Genomic DNA, 19513 nt, shown 5'->3' with positions numbered 1-19513 from the left:
TGGGGTGAGCAGTGCGGCGAGGAATGGGCGGCGCTGCCACCAGAACATCCACGCGGGACGGAGTACAGCACTTGCCCGGAATTGACTACCGGAGAGCCGGGTGCGGGGAAATCTCGCCTGCCCGGTTCGGGAAGGGGCCGTCGGAAAAGGACCTCCTCCAGAGGCACCTCGTCGGCGGCCTACTTCACTCTGTGGTAGCCGGAGGGGAAGTTCCCTCCGGCTACCCGACCGTCACGTCATCAAGGAGGCTGTCGAGCACCGCTTCCTCCTCCACACGGACGCCGAATCGGCCGATCTCGACGGCGAGTTCCGGATCCCACGGAGAGTCGGCCGGCGTGCCGCTCAGGGGAAGCGTCGCGTGGGGAGCGGCCGCTCGATAGTCCGCGGCGGTGTAACGCCAGGGCTCCCAGGGGACGTGGGTGCGCAAGGCGGTGGCGATGCGCAGGCCGCCCCAGTCGAAGTCGCCGTGGTAGCGCAGCCGGGTGCCCCGGCCCGCGAGGTGGCGAAGGAGGGCGAGGGCGGCAGCCGAGGGCTGGCCTTGTACGCAGATCAGCGGCGGGGCGGCGGGGTCTCGCGCATCAGCGGCAGCGGTGAGGACGGCCGGGTTCTCGCAGACGTAGGCGAGGGCCGGAGCGGCGATCGCGACAGCGGGTGCGGCAAGTTGGCGTAGCGTCAGGATCGCCGGTTCGCCCTGGTCGGCATACCAGTCCAGGGCCGGGTTGCCGCGCAGCCCCAACGTCAGGACGGTGGAGGAGACTTCGTCGCGCAGCAGGCCTGCCGCGGCCCACGCGGCGCGTCGCCAGGCCGCGCCACTGCCGTCGGAGTGCCCGGTGAGAGCGCGCACGCCGGACAGGATGAGCGTGGCGGTCGGGGTGCCGTCGTCCAGGGCGTGGGCGGAGCCCAGGGCGCGGGCGGCGAAGGTCGGCAGGGAGACGGGCGGGTCGGCGGGGAGCGCGGCGAGGGCGTGTGCCGACTGTTCGGCCAGGGTGCGGGCGGCGTCGGGGGAGCGGGCGAGACGGCGCAACCGGCCTTCGGTGCGGACGCGTTCGGCCCAGGCGGCGAGCGGTGCGGGGAGTCCGTCGAGCGGGGCGTGCGCGTGGGCCCATGCCAGGTCCTCGGCCTCGCGGGTGGCGCGGCGCGGGGTGACGGGTCCGGTCAGCGCGGTCACCGCCGCGGCCAGGCCGTCCGGGCTCGCGCCGCTGGTGCGCAGGATCGCGTCGACCGCGTCGAGGCGGACAGCGAGGGTGGCGCCGGTCGGGCGGGCGCTGGGGCGACGGCCCAACAGGCGTTCGGCAGCGCGGCGTTGTAGGTCCGTGGGCTGAGCGAGGGTGAGGGTACCGGTGAGCGGTTCCTCGCGTTCCATGCGTCGTCGTACGCGCTGCACCAGCCAGTCGAGTTCGGGGCCGCCGATGAGGCGCCGTACGCGGTCCAGTTCCAGCGGAGTGGTTGCGGTCATCGTGCCTCCAGGGCGGGGGCCGGGCGCTGGGGGCGGATCCTTGCGGCGCCGTCCCACTCCCAGCGGGTGACGAGGACGGCGGCGATGTCGTCGACGCGGGAGAGCTGGGCGATGGCGATGCCGGGGACCTCCGGGTAGCAGGCCCATTCGCGTTCGCTGGTCATGACGACGTCCAGGTCGAAGGCCGAGAGCAGGCCGAGGCACTTGGCGCGGGAGTCGTCGTCGACGCCCGCGAACGCCTCGTCGAGGGTGACCAGGCGCGGGGCGTACGGGTTCGCGGCGGTGGCGTAGTGCGAGGACGCGGCGGCGAACAGGGGGACGGACACGGCGAGAACGCGTTCGCCGCCGGAGGCCGGTCCGGTCGCGGGCACCCAGGCGCCGTGCTGGTGGCGTTCGATGCCGAACTCGTGCCAGGCCCTGTAGTCGAGCGCGGCAGTGAGGTGCTCCAGCCAGTTGCCGGAGTCGTCGGCACTCTGCTGCTGCGCGATCTGCTCCTGGAGGAACACGCCGACCGCTGCCCGGTCCTCGGTGCTCCAGGCGTCGGCGGACTGCAGAAGCAGCTTGCGGATCCGGGCGAGCCCGGTGGGAGCGCGCTTACGCGAAGGCCGCCAGACGAGCCGGAGGCGCATTCCCGTGGACGTGGGACGCTGCTCCAACTCCAAGTTCATCGCAGCGACGTGATGCTCGGCCTGACCGATGAGCTCCTGTAGAGTGCCCGCCACCTCGGTGATCAGATGGGTTTCGAGGATCTCGCGTTCGTGGGCGGAGAGGATGCGGGTCAGTTCGGCGACCTCGGTGGCCAGCGCCTCGGCGAGTTCGGGTACGGCTCGCGGGCGGGCCTGGTAGACGATATCGACGACCATGCCGTCCTCGACCATGCGGGCGGTGGCCGAATGACCGTGCCGGGACAGGGCGTTCTGGAGGGCTGTGAGCTCTTCGCTGAGCCGCTTCTGGACACGTTCCCAGGCCGCGTCCGTGTCGTCGGTTCCGGACAGGGCCACCTCGGCGGCGCGGGCGAGGGCGATGGCCGGGGTGGTGGCCCAGGGGCCGGATTCCAGGGGCGGTACGTCGAGGTCGGGGGCGGCGACCGCGAGCAGGCCTGTGCCGGTGAAGCGCTGGAGGGCGGCGATGGCGTCGGCGCGGCGCTCGGTGGCGCTGGCCACGTCCGCCTCCAGTTGCTCGATACGTCCGGTGGCGCGGCCCGCGGCGTCGATCGCCGTGCGGATCTCGGTGTCCGCACGGTCCTGCTCGGCGTCGCACTCCGTGAGGGCGCGTGCGGTGTCGGCGAGGCGGCGTTCGAGTTCGGCGACGGCTGAGCCCACGGTGTCGCGCAGGGTGGTGTGCCGTTCATCGGCGGCCACCGCGCGGCGGACGGCCTCAGCTGCGCGCGCGGAGAGCTCGGCGACCTGCCTCCCGGCATGGTCGGCTTCCTCGCCTTCGCGCCCCAACGTCCGTTCGGCTTCGGACAGTTCACGACGTACGGGCCACAGCGCGGCCAGCGCCGCCCCCAGGACTGCGAGCGCGTCACGGACGGCGGCCAGGCCCGGCCGGTCGGCGGGCAGGCGGACGGCGTCGGCGCTCTCGGTGAGTTCGACGCGGGCCTCAGCGGCGTGGGCAGCGGCCTCGGCCGCCTGCTCGGCGCGCTCCTGGTGCCGTTCGCTCGCGCGGACCATGGCGCGGGCGGCGCCGGTCACGCGGGTGTGCTCGGCGCGCAGCGGGGCGTCGTCGGGAACGGCGGCGAGTTCGGCATCGAGGGTGCGGCGCCGGCCGTCGACGGCCTCGACGCCTAGCTGCAACTCACCCAACTTGCCCTTGATAGCAGTGAGTTCGGCGGCGACGGCCGTCATGCGCTGACGCCGGGCCGCCTCCCGGGCGCCCGCGCCGATGTACTCGGCGGCGGGCTTGGCCCAGCGCCCGGTGAGGACGCCCACGCGGAAACGGCCGTCGGCGGCGATCCAGGTCCCGTAGGCAGGCAGGCCACCATCGGCGGACGCCGCGTATCCGATCGCCTCAAGGATCTCCAGGACGCGCAACTCGTCCACCGCGCGCGCACGTTCGTCCCCGGGATCGACTGCGGGCCGCACCACGCTGTCCAGGCAGGGGCCTGCCGGGCGGGGTGACGAGGCCGGGTCGAGGACGGTGTCGTGGCGGCCGGGGCCGAGGAGGGCACCTCCGGGGGTGACCCAGGCGTCGAGCAGTCCGGAGGCCTCCAAGGCCGCCTCGACACCGGCACGGGTAGCTGCCTCGGCGTCGTCGCGGAAGTCGATGAGACGCCACAGGGGCGCACCGGGAGTCGCCTGACGCACGGAGGGATTCCGGGTGTGCGGCGGGCGCGGGGCGTGTACCTGTCCCTGCTCCAACTCCTCCCACTCCAGCCGCAGTTCATCACGGCGGCCGGTGAGGACCTGGGCGCGCTGGGTGAGGTGGGCGCGAGTGTCGGCGAGGTCGGCGGAGCAGGCGGCGTGCGCGGCACCGGCCTGCGCGCGAACCGGGTAGGGACCCGACAGGGTCCGGGTCCACTCCTGCAGCGAGTCCAGCAGTGCCTCGGGCGCGGTCCAGGTCAACTCGCGGCAGATTCCTGCCTGTTCGCGTACGGCATCGAGCAGGGCGCGGGCTGAGTCGGCCCGCGTGTCCTCGGCCCGTGCCTGGTCGTCCTGCGCGTGGGCGAGGTCGGCGGCCGCCTCGTCGGCGCGGCGGGCGGCCTCCCGCCGGGCGCTGTCGCGGCGTTCGGCCTCGTCGGCCAGGGCGGTGACGTGGTCGAGGGTGCGGCGGCGGCGCGCCACGGCCTCGGCGGCCTCTTCGGTCTGCGGCGGGTCGGGCAGTACGACCCGGGCGGCACCAGCTGCTTCCCGTACCGCGTCCTCGGCCTGCGTGGCACGGGTGCGGGCACTCTCCTCGGTGCGCTCGGCGGCGGTGCGGCGGCTCAGGAGGCGGGTGTGCCGTTGGGCCGCCTGGTCGCGGTCGGACTCGGCGCGGGTCTGGTCGCCGGCGGTGCGGCGTGCGCCTTCGGCGGCCTGTTCGAGGGCGCGGGCGTCGCGCATCTCGGGACCCTCGCGCAGTGCGGCGTCCTGGGCGCGGAGCCTGGCCTCGTGTTCGCCGAGGGCGACGAGCCGGGCCTGTGCGGCCTCCCGCCGCTGAAGCTGCTCGGCGCGTTCGTGCTGCGCCTGGGCGAGGTCGCGGTGCAGGGACTCGTACTGGGAGTGCTCGGCGCGGGGCAGCCGCGCCCGGCGTCGGGCGGCGACACGGGCGTAGCGACGGTAGTACTCCAGGAACCGGTTCGCGGCCCTCTCCGCCTCGGTGGCCGCCCGCAGCTCCTCCTGCTCGTCGTCCAGGGACCGGAACGCCTCGGCGGCGTCGGTGACGACGGCCTGGTCCATGGGCGGCAGCGCCTCGGTGAGCGCCTTGGACAGGGCCGCCTCGCTGGGGCGCTTGGACAGCTGCGGCTGGCGCAACTGGATCAGCAGGTCGACGAGGGCCGCGTAGCGCTGCTCGCCGAGTCCGAACAGCGCCTCGTCGACGGCGCGCCGGTACACCTTGGCCTGGTCGTACACCGCGCCGTGCCCGGCGACCGCCTCCGCGAGCCGGTCGCGGGAGAGGGCGGTTCCGGTGGCGTCGAGGAAGCCGAATCCGGCCCCGACGCGCTGGTCCGTGACGGCGTACCAGTGGCGGGCGATGCCGCGCCCCGCCACCGCCTTGAGGCCGCAGGCGAGCGTACGGAAGTGCTCCTCGCCGGTGGCGTCGTCGCGGCGGCCGAACTCGATCCAGGTGTAGCCGAGCCGCTCGGGGTGCGGGTGCTGCCCGCCGAGCAACAGGTTCCACTCCATCCGCTTGCCGGGGTCGCCGTCGGGTTCGACGCGCCGCGGGTGCAGATCACCGTCGAGGAGGAACGGCAGGGTCAGAGCGAGGACCTTGGACTTGCCAGTGCCGTTGTTGCCGCGCAGCAGCAGCCGCCCGTCCCGGAAGGCGAACTCCTCGGTGTCGTAGTGGAACAGGTCGACGAGCCCGATACGCAAAGGCTGCCAGCGGGACCTGTGGGGGCGCGGGAGGCCATCGGTCATCGGGGGGCTTCCTCTCGTACGTGCTGCGGTGCAGGCGCCTTCTTGGCGCCGGGCTCGGTGATGACGGCCTCGCCCACGGCGTACCGGCCAAGGGCGGGCCTTGCCCGTACTCCGCCCGGCGTGCGCTCGGCCAGCGACAGCGCAACCAGACGGGCAAGCGCCTGCTCGACGAGCTCACCCTCCGCCCCGGGTTCGCGGGCGGTCTTGGACCAGAAACCACCATGAATATCGGCCAGTTCACGGACGCGCGTCTTCAGGTCGTCGATACTCAGCTCGCCCCCGGCTCCGGCGAGATGCTCGGCGAGCAGGAGCGTGATGTGGCCGTGCGTGCCCTGCTCGGGCATACGTAGGTCAGTGAGATCGTCGTCAGGGTCGACCATGGCGATGCCCTCGGCCCTGACCTCCGGTACGAGGCCGGTGAGTTCGGTGATGCGGGCGGTGAGGAAGGCGCGCTGCCGGGTGAGGTAGCCCAGTTCGGCATCGGTGAGCGTGTCGTAGTACAGGACTGGGTCATCGAGGAGGCGCCGGGTGAGGCCGCGGCGCATGGCGCGGAAGCGCAACTCCTCACTGTCGAGGGAAGTTTCGGCGCTCAGGGCGGCCGAGCGTTCCTCGAATGAGGTCACGGTGATGAGGGAGGGACCGTGGCGGGCGGCGAGCAGTCCGGCGAGGACGCGCCGGTCGACGTCGTAGAGCGCGTCGCCGGTTCCGCCGACGTAGGCTTCCTCGTCGCCCGCGACGCGGCGGAGCACTCCGTACGCCAGCAGGAGGCGTACGACGGCCGCGAGGTCGAGGCGTTCGTCGCGCCGTTCCAGGGTGAACTCCACTCCTGCCGCGGCGAGTTCGGGATCGGCCGCGTCGAGGAGAACCTGTTCGGCAAGCCGCCCCAGGGCTATCTGTGTCTCGCCCCGCTCAAGCGCTGCGAGGGCCAGGCAGAGCAGGACGTAGCGGCGGCGGGTGAAGGGGGCACCGGATCGGGCGGCCTCGCGCGCCGGGTGGGTGGCGTCGTCTAGCGTGCCGGGGGCCTTGACCAGGCGCGCGGACTGGGCGTCCACGCGCAGCGCCCACCCCGTGTTCCGATCGAACCACTCCCGCAGTTCACTGCTATGGCGCCGCACGAGGCGGAACGCGTCGCCGTACGGACCCGAGGCGAGCAGCAGCGGGCGGGCGAGCAGAGCGCGTGCGGCCCGCCGCACTTCGGCGGCGTGCTCGCAGTCGAGGACGTGGGCTCGGGCGTCGGGCACTGCGGCGCGGGCGTCGGCGGGTTCGGGCGTCATCGGGCCTCCAGATCGACGATCTCGATCAGATGGTCGGGCCCCTGGAACACGCCACCTGGGGTGCGCACCCGCGCCCGCGATCCGTCGTCCAGCGCGGTCAGCCGGATCTCCATCGAGCCGTCGTTGCTGGTGGCGGTTGTGGTGGTGAGGCCGGGCCGCCAGGTGGCGAGGGCATCGCCCAGCAACTGCAGGAACAACGAGAAGGCGAGCGGGTCGAGTTCACTGAGGTCGCTGAGGCGGGTCGAGCCGTGGGTGGCGAGGCGAGCGCGGGCGGCGGCGGTCTCGGCGGCCTGCTTCTGCGCGATCTCGGCGAGCCGGCGCAGCCTCTCGGAACGGTCCTGGACCCGGCGGGGCTTGCCGCGCCGCTCATAGCTGCCGGTGCGCCGCAGCTGCGGGCTGATGCGCAGCGGCTCGGCCTGCGCCCAGGGCGTGGCGGCGGGCACGGGATGCCGTTCGCGCGCGGTGAGCGTGTCGGCGTCGACCGTGAGATGACGGGCCGGGTACAGGCCGAAGGCGCTGCGCCAGAGCCGGTGCCGGGCGTCATCGTCGGGCGCCTGCGCGAACCAGCGCGCCAGCGTACGGAAGTCGGCCGAGCGGTCACTGCGTCCAGCGCGACGCTCCGTCAACGACCGTACAACAGCGAGGAGTTGCGGGATCGCGCCCAGCGCGCGGGCGCGCAGCAGCCGCGCCTGCGACACTCGTCCGTCCACGCCCTGCCCGCTGACGAACCACGCGGCGAGCCCCGCCCAGCGCGCCTCCCACCGCGCATACGCCGCCGCTTCGGCCTCCGCGACCTCGTCCGGCGCCGCGTCGGCGGCCTCACGGGCGGCGGCGACGGCCAGCAGCGGCCGCACCAGACCGCCGCCCCTACTGCCGCCCTTCACGTCCTCCAACTCCGCGATCAGCGCGGCGATCCGCCCGCCGAGCGTGATCAGGTCCTGGATGAACCGCTCCAGGTACTGGATGAGCCGGTCCTTGTACGCGAGGAAGGCCTCCTCGGAGACGTCATGCAGGTCGATGGTGCGCTGCAGCGACCCCATGAACGCCCGCGCATTGTCCGCGAGCGCCGTGAACCGGCTGGCCAGCGCGTCAAGCGCCAGATGTACCTTGGCCGGGTCGGGCTTGTCATCGGCGGCGATCACGAGCAGCGCCCGCAGCTGCGTGACGATGTCGTGCAGTGCGACGGCCTGCAGCGCACCGCGCCGCCCGAGCGCCTCGTCGTACGTGGACAGCGCCTGCTCGGCGGCCTCGCCGGCCTGCGTCAGCTGATACACGAACCGCTTGCGGTAGAAGTCCTCGACCGCGGTGACACGTGCCGTGTCCGGATCTGCCCGCAGATTCCCCCAGCCGCTCTGCGCGAGCGCGTCCATCGACGAGGCCACCTCGTCCACGGACGCGGGCCGCACCCCGGCCGGCAGGGCCGCGAACACGTCGTCGGGCCGCAGATGCACCGCGTACCGCTCCTTGGCGGCGACGAACGCGCCCATCACCTGCCGGTGCAGCTCGGCGCGCGGCGTGGTGAGATGCGCGAAAGGGCCGTAGGCGGGCGTTCCGGGCTCGGCGGGTGGGCTGGGGTGCGGCGTGCTCATCGGGTTCATTGTCCCTGATAGGACGGTGTGCCCGAAGGGACTTTCGGCAGGTTGCCGCCGATCGGCGAGAGTGCCCGCGACCGCCCTGCCACCGCAGGCCCGTCGCATCAGACCTGCACGGGAACGAGACACTACCGAGTGTGCACTCGGCGGGGGTGACGGTAAGCGTGCCGAGCCGGAGCGGATCGGCTGCCGCACGATCGTGCGGCAGCATTCGGTCCTCGGCAGGCTGAGCCGGCGGACCGTGGTTCTGCCGGACGTTCACTCGGATGAAGCGACCCTCCGTCTCGTAACGCTTTGTCATCAACTCCTCGCCACACCGGCGCAAATCCCCTGCTCGCCCGCCGCGGCCCAGGCCTACGTTGCGGTCCCGTCCTGCCGGAATCCGGATCGGTCCCGGCAGGACGCCGGCCGGGAATCCGGCACATCATGGAGGCACACGGAGGAATCACTGGGTGAGCGGGGGAGCCCCAGCACCGGCCGTGCGCCGGGACGTTTTCGCTCGCATCCCACTGGCCTCCGCCTTCAGCGCTCTCGCAAGGACGGCGGAGGAACTCGGACGCCCCGGGACCGTTGGCTGGGCCCTGGATGTGATGCGCGCTGCCGTGTGTGACCGCCCCGCGCTCGTCACCGAACTGATCACCTGCCTGCGCGCGGCCGATCTCCGTGCAGAGGCTTGGGGGACGGCGGTGGAGCATCTCGACGATCTGTCGATGTACACCCTCCAGACGCTCGTGGAGGAGCGGCGCGGCACTCATCCGGGCAGCACCGTGCTCCCCTATCGGAACCTGGTCGACCTCTACCTCGCCGACACCGGCAACAAATACCGCTACCGGCACGCCGCACGTCACCTCAAGGCACTCCGTGACATCCACCGCGGCCTGGGGACCGAGCCCGAGTTCCTGCTGTACCTGGAGGAGCTGCGCACCGTCGCAAGACCAGCTTTCTCACCCTCCTCCGGTCTCGGCGGAACACACCCGGAGTGACGTCGACCCTCGTGATCCCTTGCACACGATCCGGAACGAGTGGAGCGGATCCGGGACAGTCGCGTCCGTCAGTGGAACCCCATAGCCATCCGCACGACGGCCCTGTTGTATATCATTGAAGACATGACCGAGGTGACGATCTTCCAGCAGCTCAGCGACCATGCCGACCTCCTGAACACCCGCGACGCGGGCTTCAGCGGCGCCGAGATCTCCCGCGGCCAGGTGGTCATGATGATGAGCCCGTCCGGAATGCACGGCCTCACCGCGACCCGGATCCGCCAGCAGCTCGACCCGCAGGTCACCGCGAACGCCCCCGATCACGTCGTCGGCCTCGACATCGAGGTCGAGAACCCCGGCATCGGCGTACGCCGTACACCGGACATCATCGTCATCACCGAAGACGCCCTCGAAACCATGGACCGCCCCGACCCCCAAGGCGCGCTCCTGGCCGTCGAGGTCGTCTCCCCCTCCAATCCGGACAACGACTATGTCGGCAAGCTCCGCGACTACCCCGCCATGGGCATCGACCGCTACCTGATCGTCGACCCCCGCGATGGAACCGTGCACCACCACTGGAACATCAAAGGCCACGGCGACGGCGCCACGTACGCCAACCACACCGAGCATGCCTTCGGCGAAAGCGTCGACCTCGGCGACCATTTCACGCTCGACACGTCCGTCCTCAAGCGCTACCCGCAGTCGTGATCGGCACACAGGTCGCCGCGCTGCGCGCCGCCCGCGGCTGGACACAGGCCCAGCTCGCCGAGGCCGCCGGTACGACACAGGCGCAGGTCTCGCGGATCGAGCAGGGTGCCGTCACCCCGACCCTGCCCGTCCTGCGACGCCTCGCCGCAGCACTCGGCGCACGCCTCGACGTCGTCCTCACCCCGGTCGAGTAGGCCCCGCACGCCGGCTGTGTGCGGGGCCCGGTCTCTTGCCCGCGGGCAAGAGACCGGGTGGCCGGCCAGTCCTCTGTGCGCTCGGGCCAGTGCCACGTCCTGCCGGAGCGCTCGACGGCCGGGATGGGGCCGTGATTTCCGCGAGTGGCGCGCAATGGGGGGCGAGGCCTCACAGCCGACGTGAACGTCCGCCGAAGGGCTGGGCGGTGCCGCCGATCGCGTTGGCGGGAGAGAGGAGTTGAGGCATCTATCTGCGCGTACGGTCGGGAGCGGCCATGAGCGTCGGCGAGTCCCGTCGAACTACGCGCTTCAGGCGCGTAGTTCTGGAAGGGCGTGTGGTTGGTGCAGAAGTCCCTCAACGGCGGACTATGACCTTCGAGAGCTTGGACAGGGAGCGACCGCACCGCTGGGGGTCAAGGGGTCGCAGGTTCAAATCCTGTCGTCCCGACAGTTCGAACGTATCGAACGTCGCAGGTGAAGGGCCGTTTTCGAACGGCCCTTTTTCTGTTCTCGGGGTCCGCTCCCTGGGAGCGATGGGAGGGAGCACGCTCCCTCCCAGTCCCCTTAACGAATTGCTCCCACTCGGGCCGCTGGCCACATATTCGATTTCTTGCCCGTGCGTTCACATCCGTGTCCGTTTTGTGACCGCAGGCTCCCCGTCGTTCGGGGGGTCTTATGGGTATGGGCTTGTGCTCTTCGTGCAGGTCACGCTCGCTCCCGGTGGGAGCGGGGCTGGGAGCGACGTCCACATAACTGGAGCCGATGGTATGGGGCCATGCGAAATCTTGGCCCCATGTCCGATTTCGGGGACCACATTTGCCGGATTCTTGTCCGGGCCGTTGTGCGCGGCATCGAGACGTTGAACGCGGTTGAGAGATGGCTTCTCCAGGGCGGCTTGGCGTTGTGTCAATGCCTGAATCGCTGCGTGGTGGTCATCAGAGCGTTCAGCACCGAAGCGCTGCCGGTCGCGTTCTTGCGCTGCGCGCATCCGTTCCGCACTGCGTTGCTGCTCGGCCGCGCGTTGCTCGCTCAGCTGGCGCTGAGCTTCCGCCAGATGGGCTGCCTCGTTCTTCGCGTAGCGGGGCGCGGTCCATACCGTCTGCCATTCGCGCAGGGCAGCGGTCACGGGGGCCTGCCGGCGATGGGCGATGACTTGCCCGGTAAAGATCCACCCGAGAAACTCTGCCACCGGAACATGCGGGCCGGCCTGCCAGGCCCCCTCGACGAACTTGGCCAACACGTCGGCGCGCCAGGTACCTGCGGGACCACGGGCTTCGAGTTCTGCATGGGCGCCGGCAGCGCGGGCGGCGGTAGCGAGCTCAAGTTTAAGCAAGTGGTGGTGCACGGTCTCCTCGGCGAGCGCGCAGTGGGGTGCCCCGGGGGCGTGTGCAAAGAAGTGCAGGCCGTTGTGCGAGATCTTCGCGTACATCGTGTGCCCACATTCGGCACAGGAGAGAGGAGCAGGGGGGCTCGCCCTCCAGATCGCCGTCCAGTCGCGCCCGCAACCGAGGTCGGCCAGATTGGCGAAGACGGTTCCCCACTGTGCGTGCAGTGCCCTGAAGGCCGTCGCACCTCCTGCTGCCCTCAATGACTCCAGTGTGCACGGCTCCGATGACACAGTCTCGGCGGGAGCAGGTCCCTTGTGCCGCCACTGGCAGGCAGTAACGGACATCGGGAGGCTCCGGATTCGAGGTGACCTGATGTGACACCACCGCCTAGCGCGCACGCTTTCGACAAGTGGCGCAGGCGTGTGCGGAGCCCGGGCCGTAGCGATGAATGGGTGTGCCGCAGCCAGCGCACGGGCCGACATGCCAGATGGGACAGCCGTGGAGCTGCGCCGCCTTGGCGCGCTGCTCGGGGTTGACGTTGAGGCGCTGAGGTTGTTGGGGGATGCGGAAGATTCGCTGGGGTACTTCGGGGAAGGTGTGCAGGCCGGATGCGTCAGCGTGATCGCGGCGTGGTCGTCGGTCGTCGAAGACGCGGGTGTCCTCGCCGTAGCGGCAGGTGGAGTCGAGGTCCTCTTCGGTGAACGTCAGACCTGCTTGCGCCGGGGGTTCGGCGTCGGGCAGTGGTTCGTCCTCGCCGATGATGTTGCGCCAGCGGTCCCGGTCGGCTGTCGGTGCCCACAGTCGTGTCGAGGCCCGGGGGTTGTGCTGGCCTGGGATCTTCATGGGGACGTAGTCGCCCTCGGCGCTGGCCGCGACGAGGGCGTCGACTTGGGTGTGTGCCTTGGGCGGCAGGCAAAGGGCAGGCAGGGTCCAGGCTACGTGCAGGTCCCCGCACGAACTGCCGTTGAGGGGGCAGGGTCTCTGGGCGGCCGGCATGCAGGCCCAGTCCTGCAAATGCCGCACCCCGCCGCGCACGAGCATCGTGCGTTCGGAGGCGATGGCGCGCCACGGCATGTCATCGACCCGCACCCAGGGCGCCCGGTCGATCAGCGCCGCCCGGTGATCATTGGTCACCCACAAAGGCATGATCCCGCGGTCCGCGGCGGCAGCCGAACGCTGTCGAACCGTCGATGCCGTGATCGGCAAGTACCGTGCCTCCCAACCGATGCGTCCTGCACTGCCCGATACCAGGACGTCGTTGCGCACCTTGCCGTCCGTGCTGCGGGCCTCAATCTGCGCCGAGAGGCCCTGGCGGTGCGCGGCACGCGCGATCCGCTCCTTGAGCGCCTTGTGCTTGTCGCTCTCATCGGCTGTCGGTTTGGTGCGTACCGGCAGATGCGCAGCCACCAGGGTCGTGACTCCGTCGACGTGCGGCGACGGATCGTCATCCAAGGGGAGCGATCTTCATCTTCGGCCCGACAGATGCCGGTGTCGTGGTGCTGCAGACACTGCAGCAACTCGCGGTCGCGCTGCTCGATCGGCCTAGTGATCTCGTCGAGCAGCTCAGGACGGTCCGGGTGTCCGAGGTCCGCATGCGTTAACTCGATCTTGATGTGATAGCCCGTATGCCACACGCCGTTCGCCATAACTCATCAGGGTAGGAAGGGGGACTGACAATGCACCAGATCGCGTAGTCGCTTCGGTTTTGGCCCCGCTCGGATAGGGGGCATCATCACGAAGCGCTGGCCTGCTGGTTCGGTGCGGGCCATTCAGCGGTCACCGGGCCTTCCCCCGTGAAGGTGGGCACGCGGTTATTGATCACGCGGCGAGCGTGAGTTTAGCGGTGTGGTGTCGGTGTTCGTATGCGTTGGGGCTGAGGTGGCCGTTGGCGGAGTGCCGGCGGCGGGTGTTGTAGCGGGTCAGCCAGGCGAAGACGGTCCTGCGGCAGGTGCCGGAGTCGCTGTAGTCGTGGGCGCCCTGGAGGGTCTCGCGTTTCAGGGAGGCGTGGAAGCTTTCGCAGGCCGCGTTGTCGGCACTGGTGCCGACCGCGCCCATCGACCGGGTGACCCCGAGCTGGTCGCAGAGGCCGGCGAAGGCCCGGGAGACGTATTGGGCCCCGTGGTCGGAGTGGAACACGGCGCCCTCCAGGCTGCCGCGGGTCGCCGCTGCCATCCGCAGTGCGTCGGCGACCAGGCTGGTGCGCATGTGGTCGGCGATGGACCAGCCGACGACCTTGCGGCTGAAGCAGTCCAGCACGGTCGCCAGATAGAGGAACTGCCCTTTTTCCAGGGGGAGATACGTGATGTCGCCCATGTATTTCAGTCCGGGTCCGGTGGCGGTGAAGTCCCGCTGGAACAGGTCCGGGACCGGTGAGGCTGCCGGGTCCGGGACGGTGGTGCGCACGTGTCTGCGCAGGCGGATCCCGGTGATGGAGAACGTCCGCATGATCCGGGCGATGCGCTTCTCGTTGACCCGCCGTCCTTTCTCGCGGAGCTCGGCGGTCACTCGCGGGGAGCCGTAGGCGCCGCCGGACTCGCCGTGGACCTCGCGGATCTCCTCGGCCAGGAGCCGGTCCTGGTGCTGCCGGGTGGCCCGGGCCTCGGCGCCGGCGAGCCACTTGTAGTAGCTGGACCGGTTCACGTCCAGGACCTGGCAGAGCCGCTTCACCTCGTAGGTGTCCCGGTGGTCGTCAACGAACTGGAAGCGGCTCCTCACCAGTTCGTCTCTCCGGCGAAATACTTGGCCGCCTTGCGGAGGATGTCCCGCTCGGTGGCCAGCTTGCGCTCACTCGCCTCGAGCTCGGCCACCCGGGCCTCCAGCTGCCGGACCCGCTCGTCCGGATCAGCGGACGGCACCGCCTCCCGAGGCCGGGTGCCCTTCGCAGCCGCGGCGCCGGCGCCACGGCGTTCGCGGTCCCGCAGCACCCACTCACGCAGGGTCGCCCGGTTGACGCCCAGGTCAGCGGCGATGCTCTTGTAGGTCGCCCCGGGTGTGGACTCGTACAGGGCCACGGCATCGGCCTTGAACTCGTCCGAGTAGTCCTTCATCGCCATCGGCGGTCTTCTCGCTTCCTCCGGATCAAGCAGATCCAGTATCAGCGTGTCCACCACTCAGGGGGAGGCCCCACCCTCGTGATCGGCGAGGTTCGGTTCTTGCTGGCTCGCCGGGTGGCGGAGGGCCGGCAGAAGCGGTCTCCACTGGGTGAAGCCGGCCCGTGGGTAGCCGGGTTGGGCCAGAATGCTGCCATGGTTGCGATCATCAAGTGCGAGGGCTTCGAGTACGAAGACGTCAGGACCCTCGAGGAGATTTACCGGTCTCGTCGTCTCGAGTACGAATGGACACTCATACGCAAGGAAGAGCTCTTCAAGGGGCGGCACTTGGCCCTTATCGCAGCTCAAGACGGGTATGGACGTTACGAGATCAAGTACGTAGGCAAGTGCGTTCGCGGCCGCAAGGCGGCAGACTCGGTGAAGCAGTTGCGAGTCACTTATGTCCGTCCTCTGCAAGTTCCGGTGCCGTTGTCGGAGCTGCTCGAAGCTGTGCCGAGACATCTGCGGCGCCATCTTGCTGCGGAGGGGCTTCAGACCAAGACCGCAGGATCAGAGTTGCGACGCCTGCTTCTGGAACGACGCCCCGAAGCACGCGATGCTGTCCATGAGATCGAAGGCGCCATCTCATCATGGGACTTCGGGACTTCGCGCGCTGGCCAGGCAGTCTCCCTGCAGCGCGACGGCACCTTGATATCCGCGCGCATGGCGGGCTTCAGGGCCCTAGATCTGGCCGAATGGGATCCTCCCGCGGAGGAGCTCTACGACGACAGGATGCCGCCGCTTTTCCTTGACTTGGTTGCGGAGTCATCAGCCCCAGAGGGCCGGGGCCAGCCCGATCCTCAGGACGGGAGTCACCGTCCGGACACGATGGCCGCCCAGCCTGCGCTTGAGGATCACCTCATTGCCCACGACACGCAGACGATGCGGGGATGGCTGAGCAACGCCACTGATCACGTCGCGTGGCGAGAGTTCCGCGAGCACGGACGAACACTGCTCGTCGGGAACGCCAACCGGGCAACAGCGGAACGACTGCTGGGGTGCGACGTCATCTTCTACAACGTCTCGCGAAACAGCATGGCCCTCGTTCAGTACAAGAAACTCGATGCGGAGAAGGGCGGCTTCTACTACCCGAACAGCGACCGGAACCTTGCCAAGGAGCTCCAGCGCATGAGGGCCTTGGATCGGTATGCGGCGAGCGTGGCAGACGGTGGTAGCGAGCAGCGTCTCGACGCGAACCCAAGCTGGATCAAGCTCTGTCACCCGAGGTCGGTACTGCCGCACACCTCGGAGATGATTTACGGCATGTACTTCTCCCGGCGCCAATTCGAGTCGCTGCGTCAGGATGCCCGCCTGAAGGACGGGCGGAATGGTGCGGTCCGGTTCGGTTACAAGAACGTGCCCGGATACCTCGACAACACGTTGTTCACGCGCCTGGTCGAGACGGGGCAGATCGGCACGACTGGAATCAGTAGTGATCTTGTCCGCCAGCAGGTCTTTCGTACGTTCCGCGGGCAGCGTGACCTGGTGCTGGCGGCGCTCTACGGTGATGAGCCACCGCAGGCGGAGCGGAATACGAGACGGCGCATGAGCAGGTGAGTGATGGCCTTCGCTGGATAGCTCAGACCCCGTACGGCACAATCTCTAGGGTGGCCTTAGCGGTCGAATTTCGGCCATGTTGAGAACAGTGTCCGTGGACGTATTTGGACGTCCACGGACTGGTGCGAACACAGTGAGAACTACTGAGACAAATGGGGACTGGCCTGGTTGGATCCACGGAGAGTTACCTACTTCCCCGGCGGATCACACCGCCTTCATGGCGAGCTTTCAGCAGCGGAAAGCGATAGGCGATGCGCACGAGCGACACGTCACCGAGCAACTCATCGGACGAGGATGGGAAGGGGATTTCTGGGGGCAGGGCCTGCTGAGTAGGGCGCTTCAAAGCGCGCTCCGGCGGACGGACAGTTCCATTTGCTGGTTACCGGATCTCATCGAGGCGAAGGCACGTGGCCCGGTGCTGATCGATTGCAAGGGTGGGATGACAAGCCAGCGAACAGGGCGCAGCGAGGGAGCGTGCCGGGCTGCTCCTGCGTCTCCGCCAGAGGGCCGACAGGGCGTTGTGAAGCGCGAGGCGGCGCGGAGCGCCAAGTGGGCCACCTCTGCAGGCGAATTGGTAGAGAGAGGGGCCGCCGATGGGGCGGCTCTGGTAGTCCGCGCCGATCGGTAGCTTCCGGTTGATCTGAGCAGCGCGGGCGATGGCTCGACTGAGGGGACTGTCCTTCAGTGCCGGGCTGGGGCGGCGTACGTGAAGATCAGCCGGATGAACGGGCCCGTCTTCGCCCGGGTCGGGTTTCACCGGGTGTCCTCGGCTGCCGAGGCCGGGAGCGACTAGCGCATCGTCCCTGCTCCTCTCTGTGTGCTACCGAGCCCTAACCAGCGGCGTGAGCGGGAGAGTAGAACAGCCAAACACGAGGCCGGAGAAAAGGGATCATCAGCTCATGGATCTCCAGGGAATCGGGTCTGTAGCCGCAGCGGCTATCGCCCTCATCGGCGTCTCCAGCACAATGGTCATGGGCCGATGGCAGCTTCGGGCGGGTCTCCGTGCAGCGGACGCGACCGCTCGTGCCGGACTAGCTCAAGCAGACGCGAGCTACAGCGCCGCGCTCGACGCCGTGCGAGCACAAGGCCAAATAGAGCATGTCCAGTGGCGGCGCGCTATCCAACGGGAAGCCTATGCGTCCTTCTTGCAAGCAGTGCTCAGCCACCACGACTACGCCCTCAACCTGGAACCCTCGGCCGAGGAGGAGGAAACGCGCTTGCGTATTGCCGGGTTGAAGCCGTTGGCAGCAGACATGTCGCATAGGGGCTGGGTGGTGCGATTGGAGGGGCCTGAAGAAGTGGCATCGGCTGCGCGGGTATTGCAGACATCCGCCGAGGTGCTCGCGATCATGATGCAGAATCACGCACGTCAACGGAGTGCGATGGAGCAAGTTGCTGCGCGGACGAGTAATCACAGACAGGATGCGAGTCGCGCATGGGAGTTGATCACTATCGCGCAAGGCGCCTGGCACACGATCGGTACGCCTGAGGACAGCACCGTCGGAGTCTTGGCAGAACTACGCCAGTTGTTCACGCGCATGGGACTGAGCGCGGCGTTGATCCCGACACTCTGCGGCCCAGCAGATGACGGCCCCGATCTGAACCTTCCCAGCTTCGACGAGGCGAGCAACGCGTTCCTTCTCGCGGCCCGCGCGGCTCTGCATCCGCGGTAGTCGTGGTCTGACTCGGACGGGAGGTGTGGCCGGATCCGGGTCTTCGCGCCGAACGAGCGCGTCGGGGCCTGCGCCGGCTTAGTTCAGCAGTCCGCGACGGGGCGCGGTCTGCTGAGTGGCTCGGGGTTCGTACAGGGCCAAGAGCACGGCTTCGGCGCGGTCGGGCGAGGGTATGCCGCGGGCCTTCATCGTCTTCTCCGGCACCATCGATTGCGCGTTCCGTAGCTGCCGCAGAGATCAGGAGATTCGCGACGAGCAGCGCCAGGAGGACGAGGAACGAGCGAGATTGGGTGCCGCAGCGGGTCTTGCAGAGGCTCGCGCACGCCCCAGCGTGACCGGCCGAGTAGACGATGCACGGGCGCGCGGCGTACGCGGGCACCAGGTCCCCACCCGTGGAGTGGACCGTCGGGCAGGCGCGCGTGCGGTCCCCGTCGCTGCTGTAGCCCGTCAGGAGCAGCGCGGCCGCCGCGATCGTGGCAGCGCTCGCCGATACGAGGCGCAGGGAGCCGAGTTGGGTGGTAAACGTCATGAAGGTGGGCCTCCAGGTGCCGTTACAAGTGCGGGGGTCCTGGAGGACCGATCTTCTTAGCGTCCCGTGCTCGGATGGGGTGGTTATCGAGGCATCGGGTCAGTCGAACCTATCGAAAGGGGCAAGCAGAGTTGAGCCCATGCTCTTGAGGAGGCGACCTAGGACCGTGGATTTAGCGAAGTAGGTAAGTGCGCCTTGAGCCGTCCCGCCGATCTTCACGTGCCCACGATTGACGCCGACGAGTAGAAGTTCGTGTGTTTCCTTTTTCTCGACATCATCCCACGTTTTGGCGGAGTCGGGCTTCCGGGGCACTAGTGCAAATACAGGGGATCCGGACATGCCGCCCCAACTAAACGAGTGACACAGGATGCACTCGGGGAACTCTTTTGCTCCGATCTCTAATGTCTCGCGTGGGTCGGATGCGATTGTTCCGCTCACCAGGATTGGGCGAGTTCCGGTCACCTGATCAATGCTCGGATAGCCGGGCGTAACCACGGTCGCACCTACATGCAGGCGTCGGTCAAAGTCGGTGACGCTCGCGAGTCCGTACCCGGCGAGATGGGTGAGCGTGGGGCGCGCGCCCGGTATCTCGGCAGACTCCAAGTCGATAGCTGCGACATCCGCGTACTCAGGGGCGAACACGGGCTGGGGGGAAGTAATAGTAAACTCAACGGGCTTTGGCTTCCCTGAAACTCTCCCGCGATATGTGGCCTGAACGAATCCCTTAACCTCCACCCGGTCGAGTTTCCTGCCCGTGGGTGTTCTTTCGAAGTCGGGGTCAAGGACATGTCGGTTCGTAATCAATATTCCGGGAGCGGTGTCGCCCATGAATAGGCTTCGCTCAACTATAAAACCTGTTCCTGATCCAACCGTCTTCGATGCAGTGCCATCTATTTCGTACATGTGGACGGTCAGCCATAGCGACGCGTACAGGTGGCTCTCATTGATTATTCCATCCCACATGGGCAAGAGCTTGCCAGTTTCCTGGCCCCCGCATACGGAGAATGGCCACTTTCGCGATGCCGGTCTGCTCCCCCTCTCCGATCGCGGGGGCGAGCGACGAACCGTCCCCGGC

The 19513-nt window shown here is 68.9% G+C and carries 13 protein-coding genes; 5 read left to right on the top strand and 8 right to left on the bottom strand.

Annotation, left to right across the window (positions count from 1 at the left end; all coding sequences use genetic code 11):
* Positions 1 to 220 precede the first annotated feature (220 nt).
* Genes OG698_RS11205 through OG698_RS11190 form a run of 4 tightly spaced genes read right to left on the bottom strand, consistent with a single transcriptional unit; the run spans position 221 to position 8377 of the window.
* Positions 221 to 1456, bottom strand: a complete 1236-nt coding sequence (locus tag OG698_RS11205) for a TIGR02679 family protein (RefSeq protein ID WP_406102949.1) — start codon at positions 1454 to 1456, stop codon at positions 221 to 223.
* Positions 1453 to 5514 (bottom strand): TIGR02680 family protein, encoded by a 4062-nt coding sequence (locus OG698_RS11200; RefSeq protein ID WP_406102948.1) that lies wholly within the window; start codon positions 5512 to 5514, stop codon positions 1453 to 1455. Before OG698_RS11200 ends, OG698_RS11205 begins: the two co-directional genes overlap by 4 nt.
* Positions 5511 to 6788, bottom strand: coding sequence for a TIGR02678 family protein (locus OG698_RS11195; RefSeq protein WP_406102947.1), 1278 nt, complete (start codon positions 6786 to 6788; stop codon positions 5511 to 5513). The genes OG698_RS11200 and OG698_RS11195 overlap by 4 nt, the downstream gene beginning before the upstream one ends.
* Complete coding sequence (locus OG698_RS11190) at positions 6785 to 8377, bottom strand: TIGR02677 family protein (RefSeq protein ID WP_406102946.1); 1593 nt, start codon at positions 8375 to 8377, stop codon at positions 6785 to 6787. Before OG698_RS11190 ends, OG698_RS11195 begins: the two co-directional genes overlap by 4 nt.
* 593 nt (positions 8378 to 8970) lie before the next feature.
* On the opposite strand from OG698_RS11190, the gene OG698_RS11185 reads away from it, so the two are divergent.
* From OG698_RS11185 to OG698_RS11175, 3 genes are all read left to right on the top strand, one after another.
* On the top strand, positions 8971 to 9363 hold the full coding sequence (locus OG698_RS11185; protein WP_406102945.1) for a hypothetical protein: 393 nt from the start codon (positions 8971 to 8973) through the stop codon (positions 9361 to 9363).
* Positions 9364 to 9486: 123 nt separating this feature from the next.
* Entirely contained in the window at positions 9487 to 10068 is a 582-nt protein-coding gene (locus OG698_RS11180) for a Uma2 family endonuclease (RefSeq protein WP_116507148.1), read from the top strand.
* Positions 10065 to 10262, top strand: coding sequence for a helix-turn-helix domain-containing protein (locus OG698_RS11175; protein ID WP_116507145.1), 198 nt, complete (start codon positions 10065 to 10067; stop codon positions 10260 to 10262). The genes OG698_RS11180 and OG698_RS11175 overlap by 4 nt, the downstream gene beginning before the upstream one ends.
* Before the next feature lie 673 nt (positions 10263 to 10935).
* Here OG698_RS11175 and OG698_RS11170 read toward each other — a convergent pair.
* From OG698_RS11170 to OG698_RS11160, 3 genes are all read right to left on the bottom strand, one after another.
* Positions 10936 to 11691, bottom strand: a complete 756-nt coding sequence (locus OG698_RS11170) for a hypothetical protein (RefSeq protein WP_406102943.1) — start codon at positions 11689 to 11691, stop codon at positions 10936 to 10938.
* 286 nt (positions 11692 to 11977) lie between these two features.
* Positions 11978 to 13042 carry a hypothetical protein gene (locus OG698_RS11165; RefSeq protein ID WP_406102942.1) on the bottom strand — a complete coding sequence of 355 codons (1065 nt, stop codon included), beginning with the start codon at positions 13040 to 13042 and terminating at the stop codon, positions 11978 to 11980.
* Positions 13043 to 13408: 366 nt separating this feature from the next.
* Positions 13409 to 14643, bottom strand: a protein-coding gene (locus tag OG698_RS11160; protein ID WP_406102941.1) for an IS3 family transposase whose coding sequence is annotated in 2 segments (ribosomal slippage) — positions 13409 to 14316 and positions 14316 to 14643 — 1236 coding nt in all. Because the reading frame shifts where the segments join, the coding sequence is not laid out codon by codon here.
* Between the two features lie 192 nt (positions 14644 to 14835).
* On the opposite strand from OG698_RS11160, the gene OG698_RS11155 reads away from it, so the two are divergent.
* Positions 14836 to 16236, top strand: coding sequence for a hypothetical protein (locus OG698_RS11155; protein ID WP_406102940.1), 1401 nt, complete (start codon positions 14836 to 14838; stop codon positions 16234 to 16236).
* Positions 16237 to 17135: 899 nt separating this feature from the next.
* On the top strand, positions 17136 to 17909 hold the full coding sequence (locus OG698_RS11150; RefSeq protein ID WP_406102939.1) for a hypothetical protein: 774 nt from the start codon (positions 17136 to 17138) through the stop codon (positions 17907 to 17909).
* 628 nt (positions 17910 to 18537) lie between these two features.
* Here OG698_RS11150 and OG698_RS11145 read toward each other — a convergent pair.
* On the bottom strand, positions 18538 to 19401 hold the full coding sequence (locus OG698_RS11145) for a serine protease (RefSeq protein WP_406102938.1): 864 nt from the start codon (positions 19399 to 19401) through the stop codon (positions 18538 to 18540).
* Between the last annotated feature and the right edge of the window lie 112 nt (positions 19402 to 19513).

Source organism: Streptomyces sp. NBC_01003, from assembly GCF_045162695.1.
In the GTDB taxonomy this organism is placed as follows: domain Bacteria; phylum Actinomycetota; class Actinomycetes; order Streptomycetales; family Streptomycetaceae; genus Streptomyces.
Note: the sequence above shows the minus strand (reverse complement) of the source record. Positions and strands in the feature narration are given on the sequence as shown.

What these genes read in the sequence shown, in the direction of transcription:
- OG698_RS11180 (WP_116507148.1), top strand. Translation starts at nt 9,487, where the DNA reads ATGACCGAGGTGACGATCTTCCAGCAGCTCAGCGACCATGCCGACCTC.
- OG698_RS11155 (WP_406102940.1), top strand. Translation starts at nt 14,836, where the DNA reads ATGGTTGCGATCATCAAGTGCGAGGGCTTCGAGTACGAAGACGTCAGG.
- OG698_RS11145 (WP_406102938.1), bottom strand. Translation starts at nt 19,401, where the DNA reads ATGTGGGATGGAATAATCAATGAGAGCCACCTGTACGCGTCGCTATGG.
- OG698_RS11195 (WP_406102947.1), bottom strand. Translation starts at nt 6,788, where the DNA reads ATGACGCCCGAACCCGCCGACGCCCGCGCCGCAGTGCCCGACGCCCGA.
- OG698_RS11205 (WP_406102949.1), bottom strand. Translation starts at nt 1,456, where the DNA reads ATGACCGCAACCACTCCGCTGGAACTGGACCGCGTACGGCGCCTCATC.
- OG698_RS11190 (WP_406102946.1), bottom strand. Translation starts at nt 8,377, where the DNA reads ATGAGCACGCCGCACCCCAGCCCACCCGCCGAGCCCGGAACGCCCGCC.
- OG698_RS11150 (WP_406102939.1), top strand. Translation starts at nt 17,136, where the DNA reads ATGGATCTCCAGGGAATCGGGTCTGTAGCCGCAGCGGCTATCGCCCTC.
- OG698_RS11185 (WP_406102945.1), top strand. Translation starts at nt 8,971, where the DNA reads ATGCGCGCTGCCGTGTGTGACCGCCCCGCGCTCGTCACCGAACTGATC.
- OG698_RS11170 (WP_406102943.1), bottom strand. Translation starts at nt 11,691, where the DNA reads ATGTACGCGAAGATCTCGCACAACGGCCTGCACTTCTTTGCACACGCC.
- OG698_RS11200 (WP_406102948.1), bottom strand. Translation starts at nt 5,514, where the DNA reads ATGACCGATGGCCTCCCGCGCCCCCACAGGTCCCGCTGGCAGCCTTTG.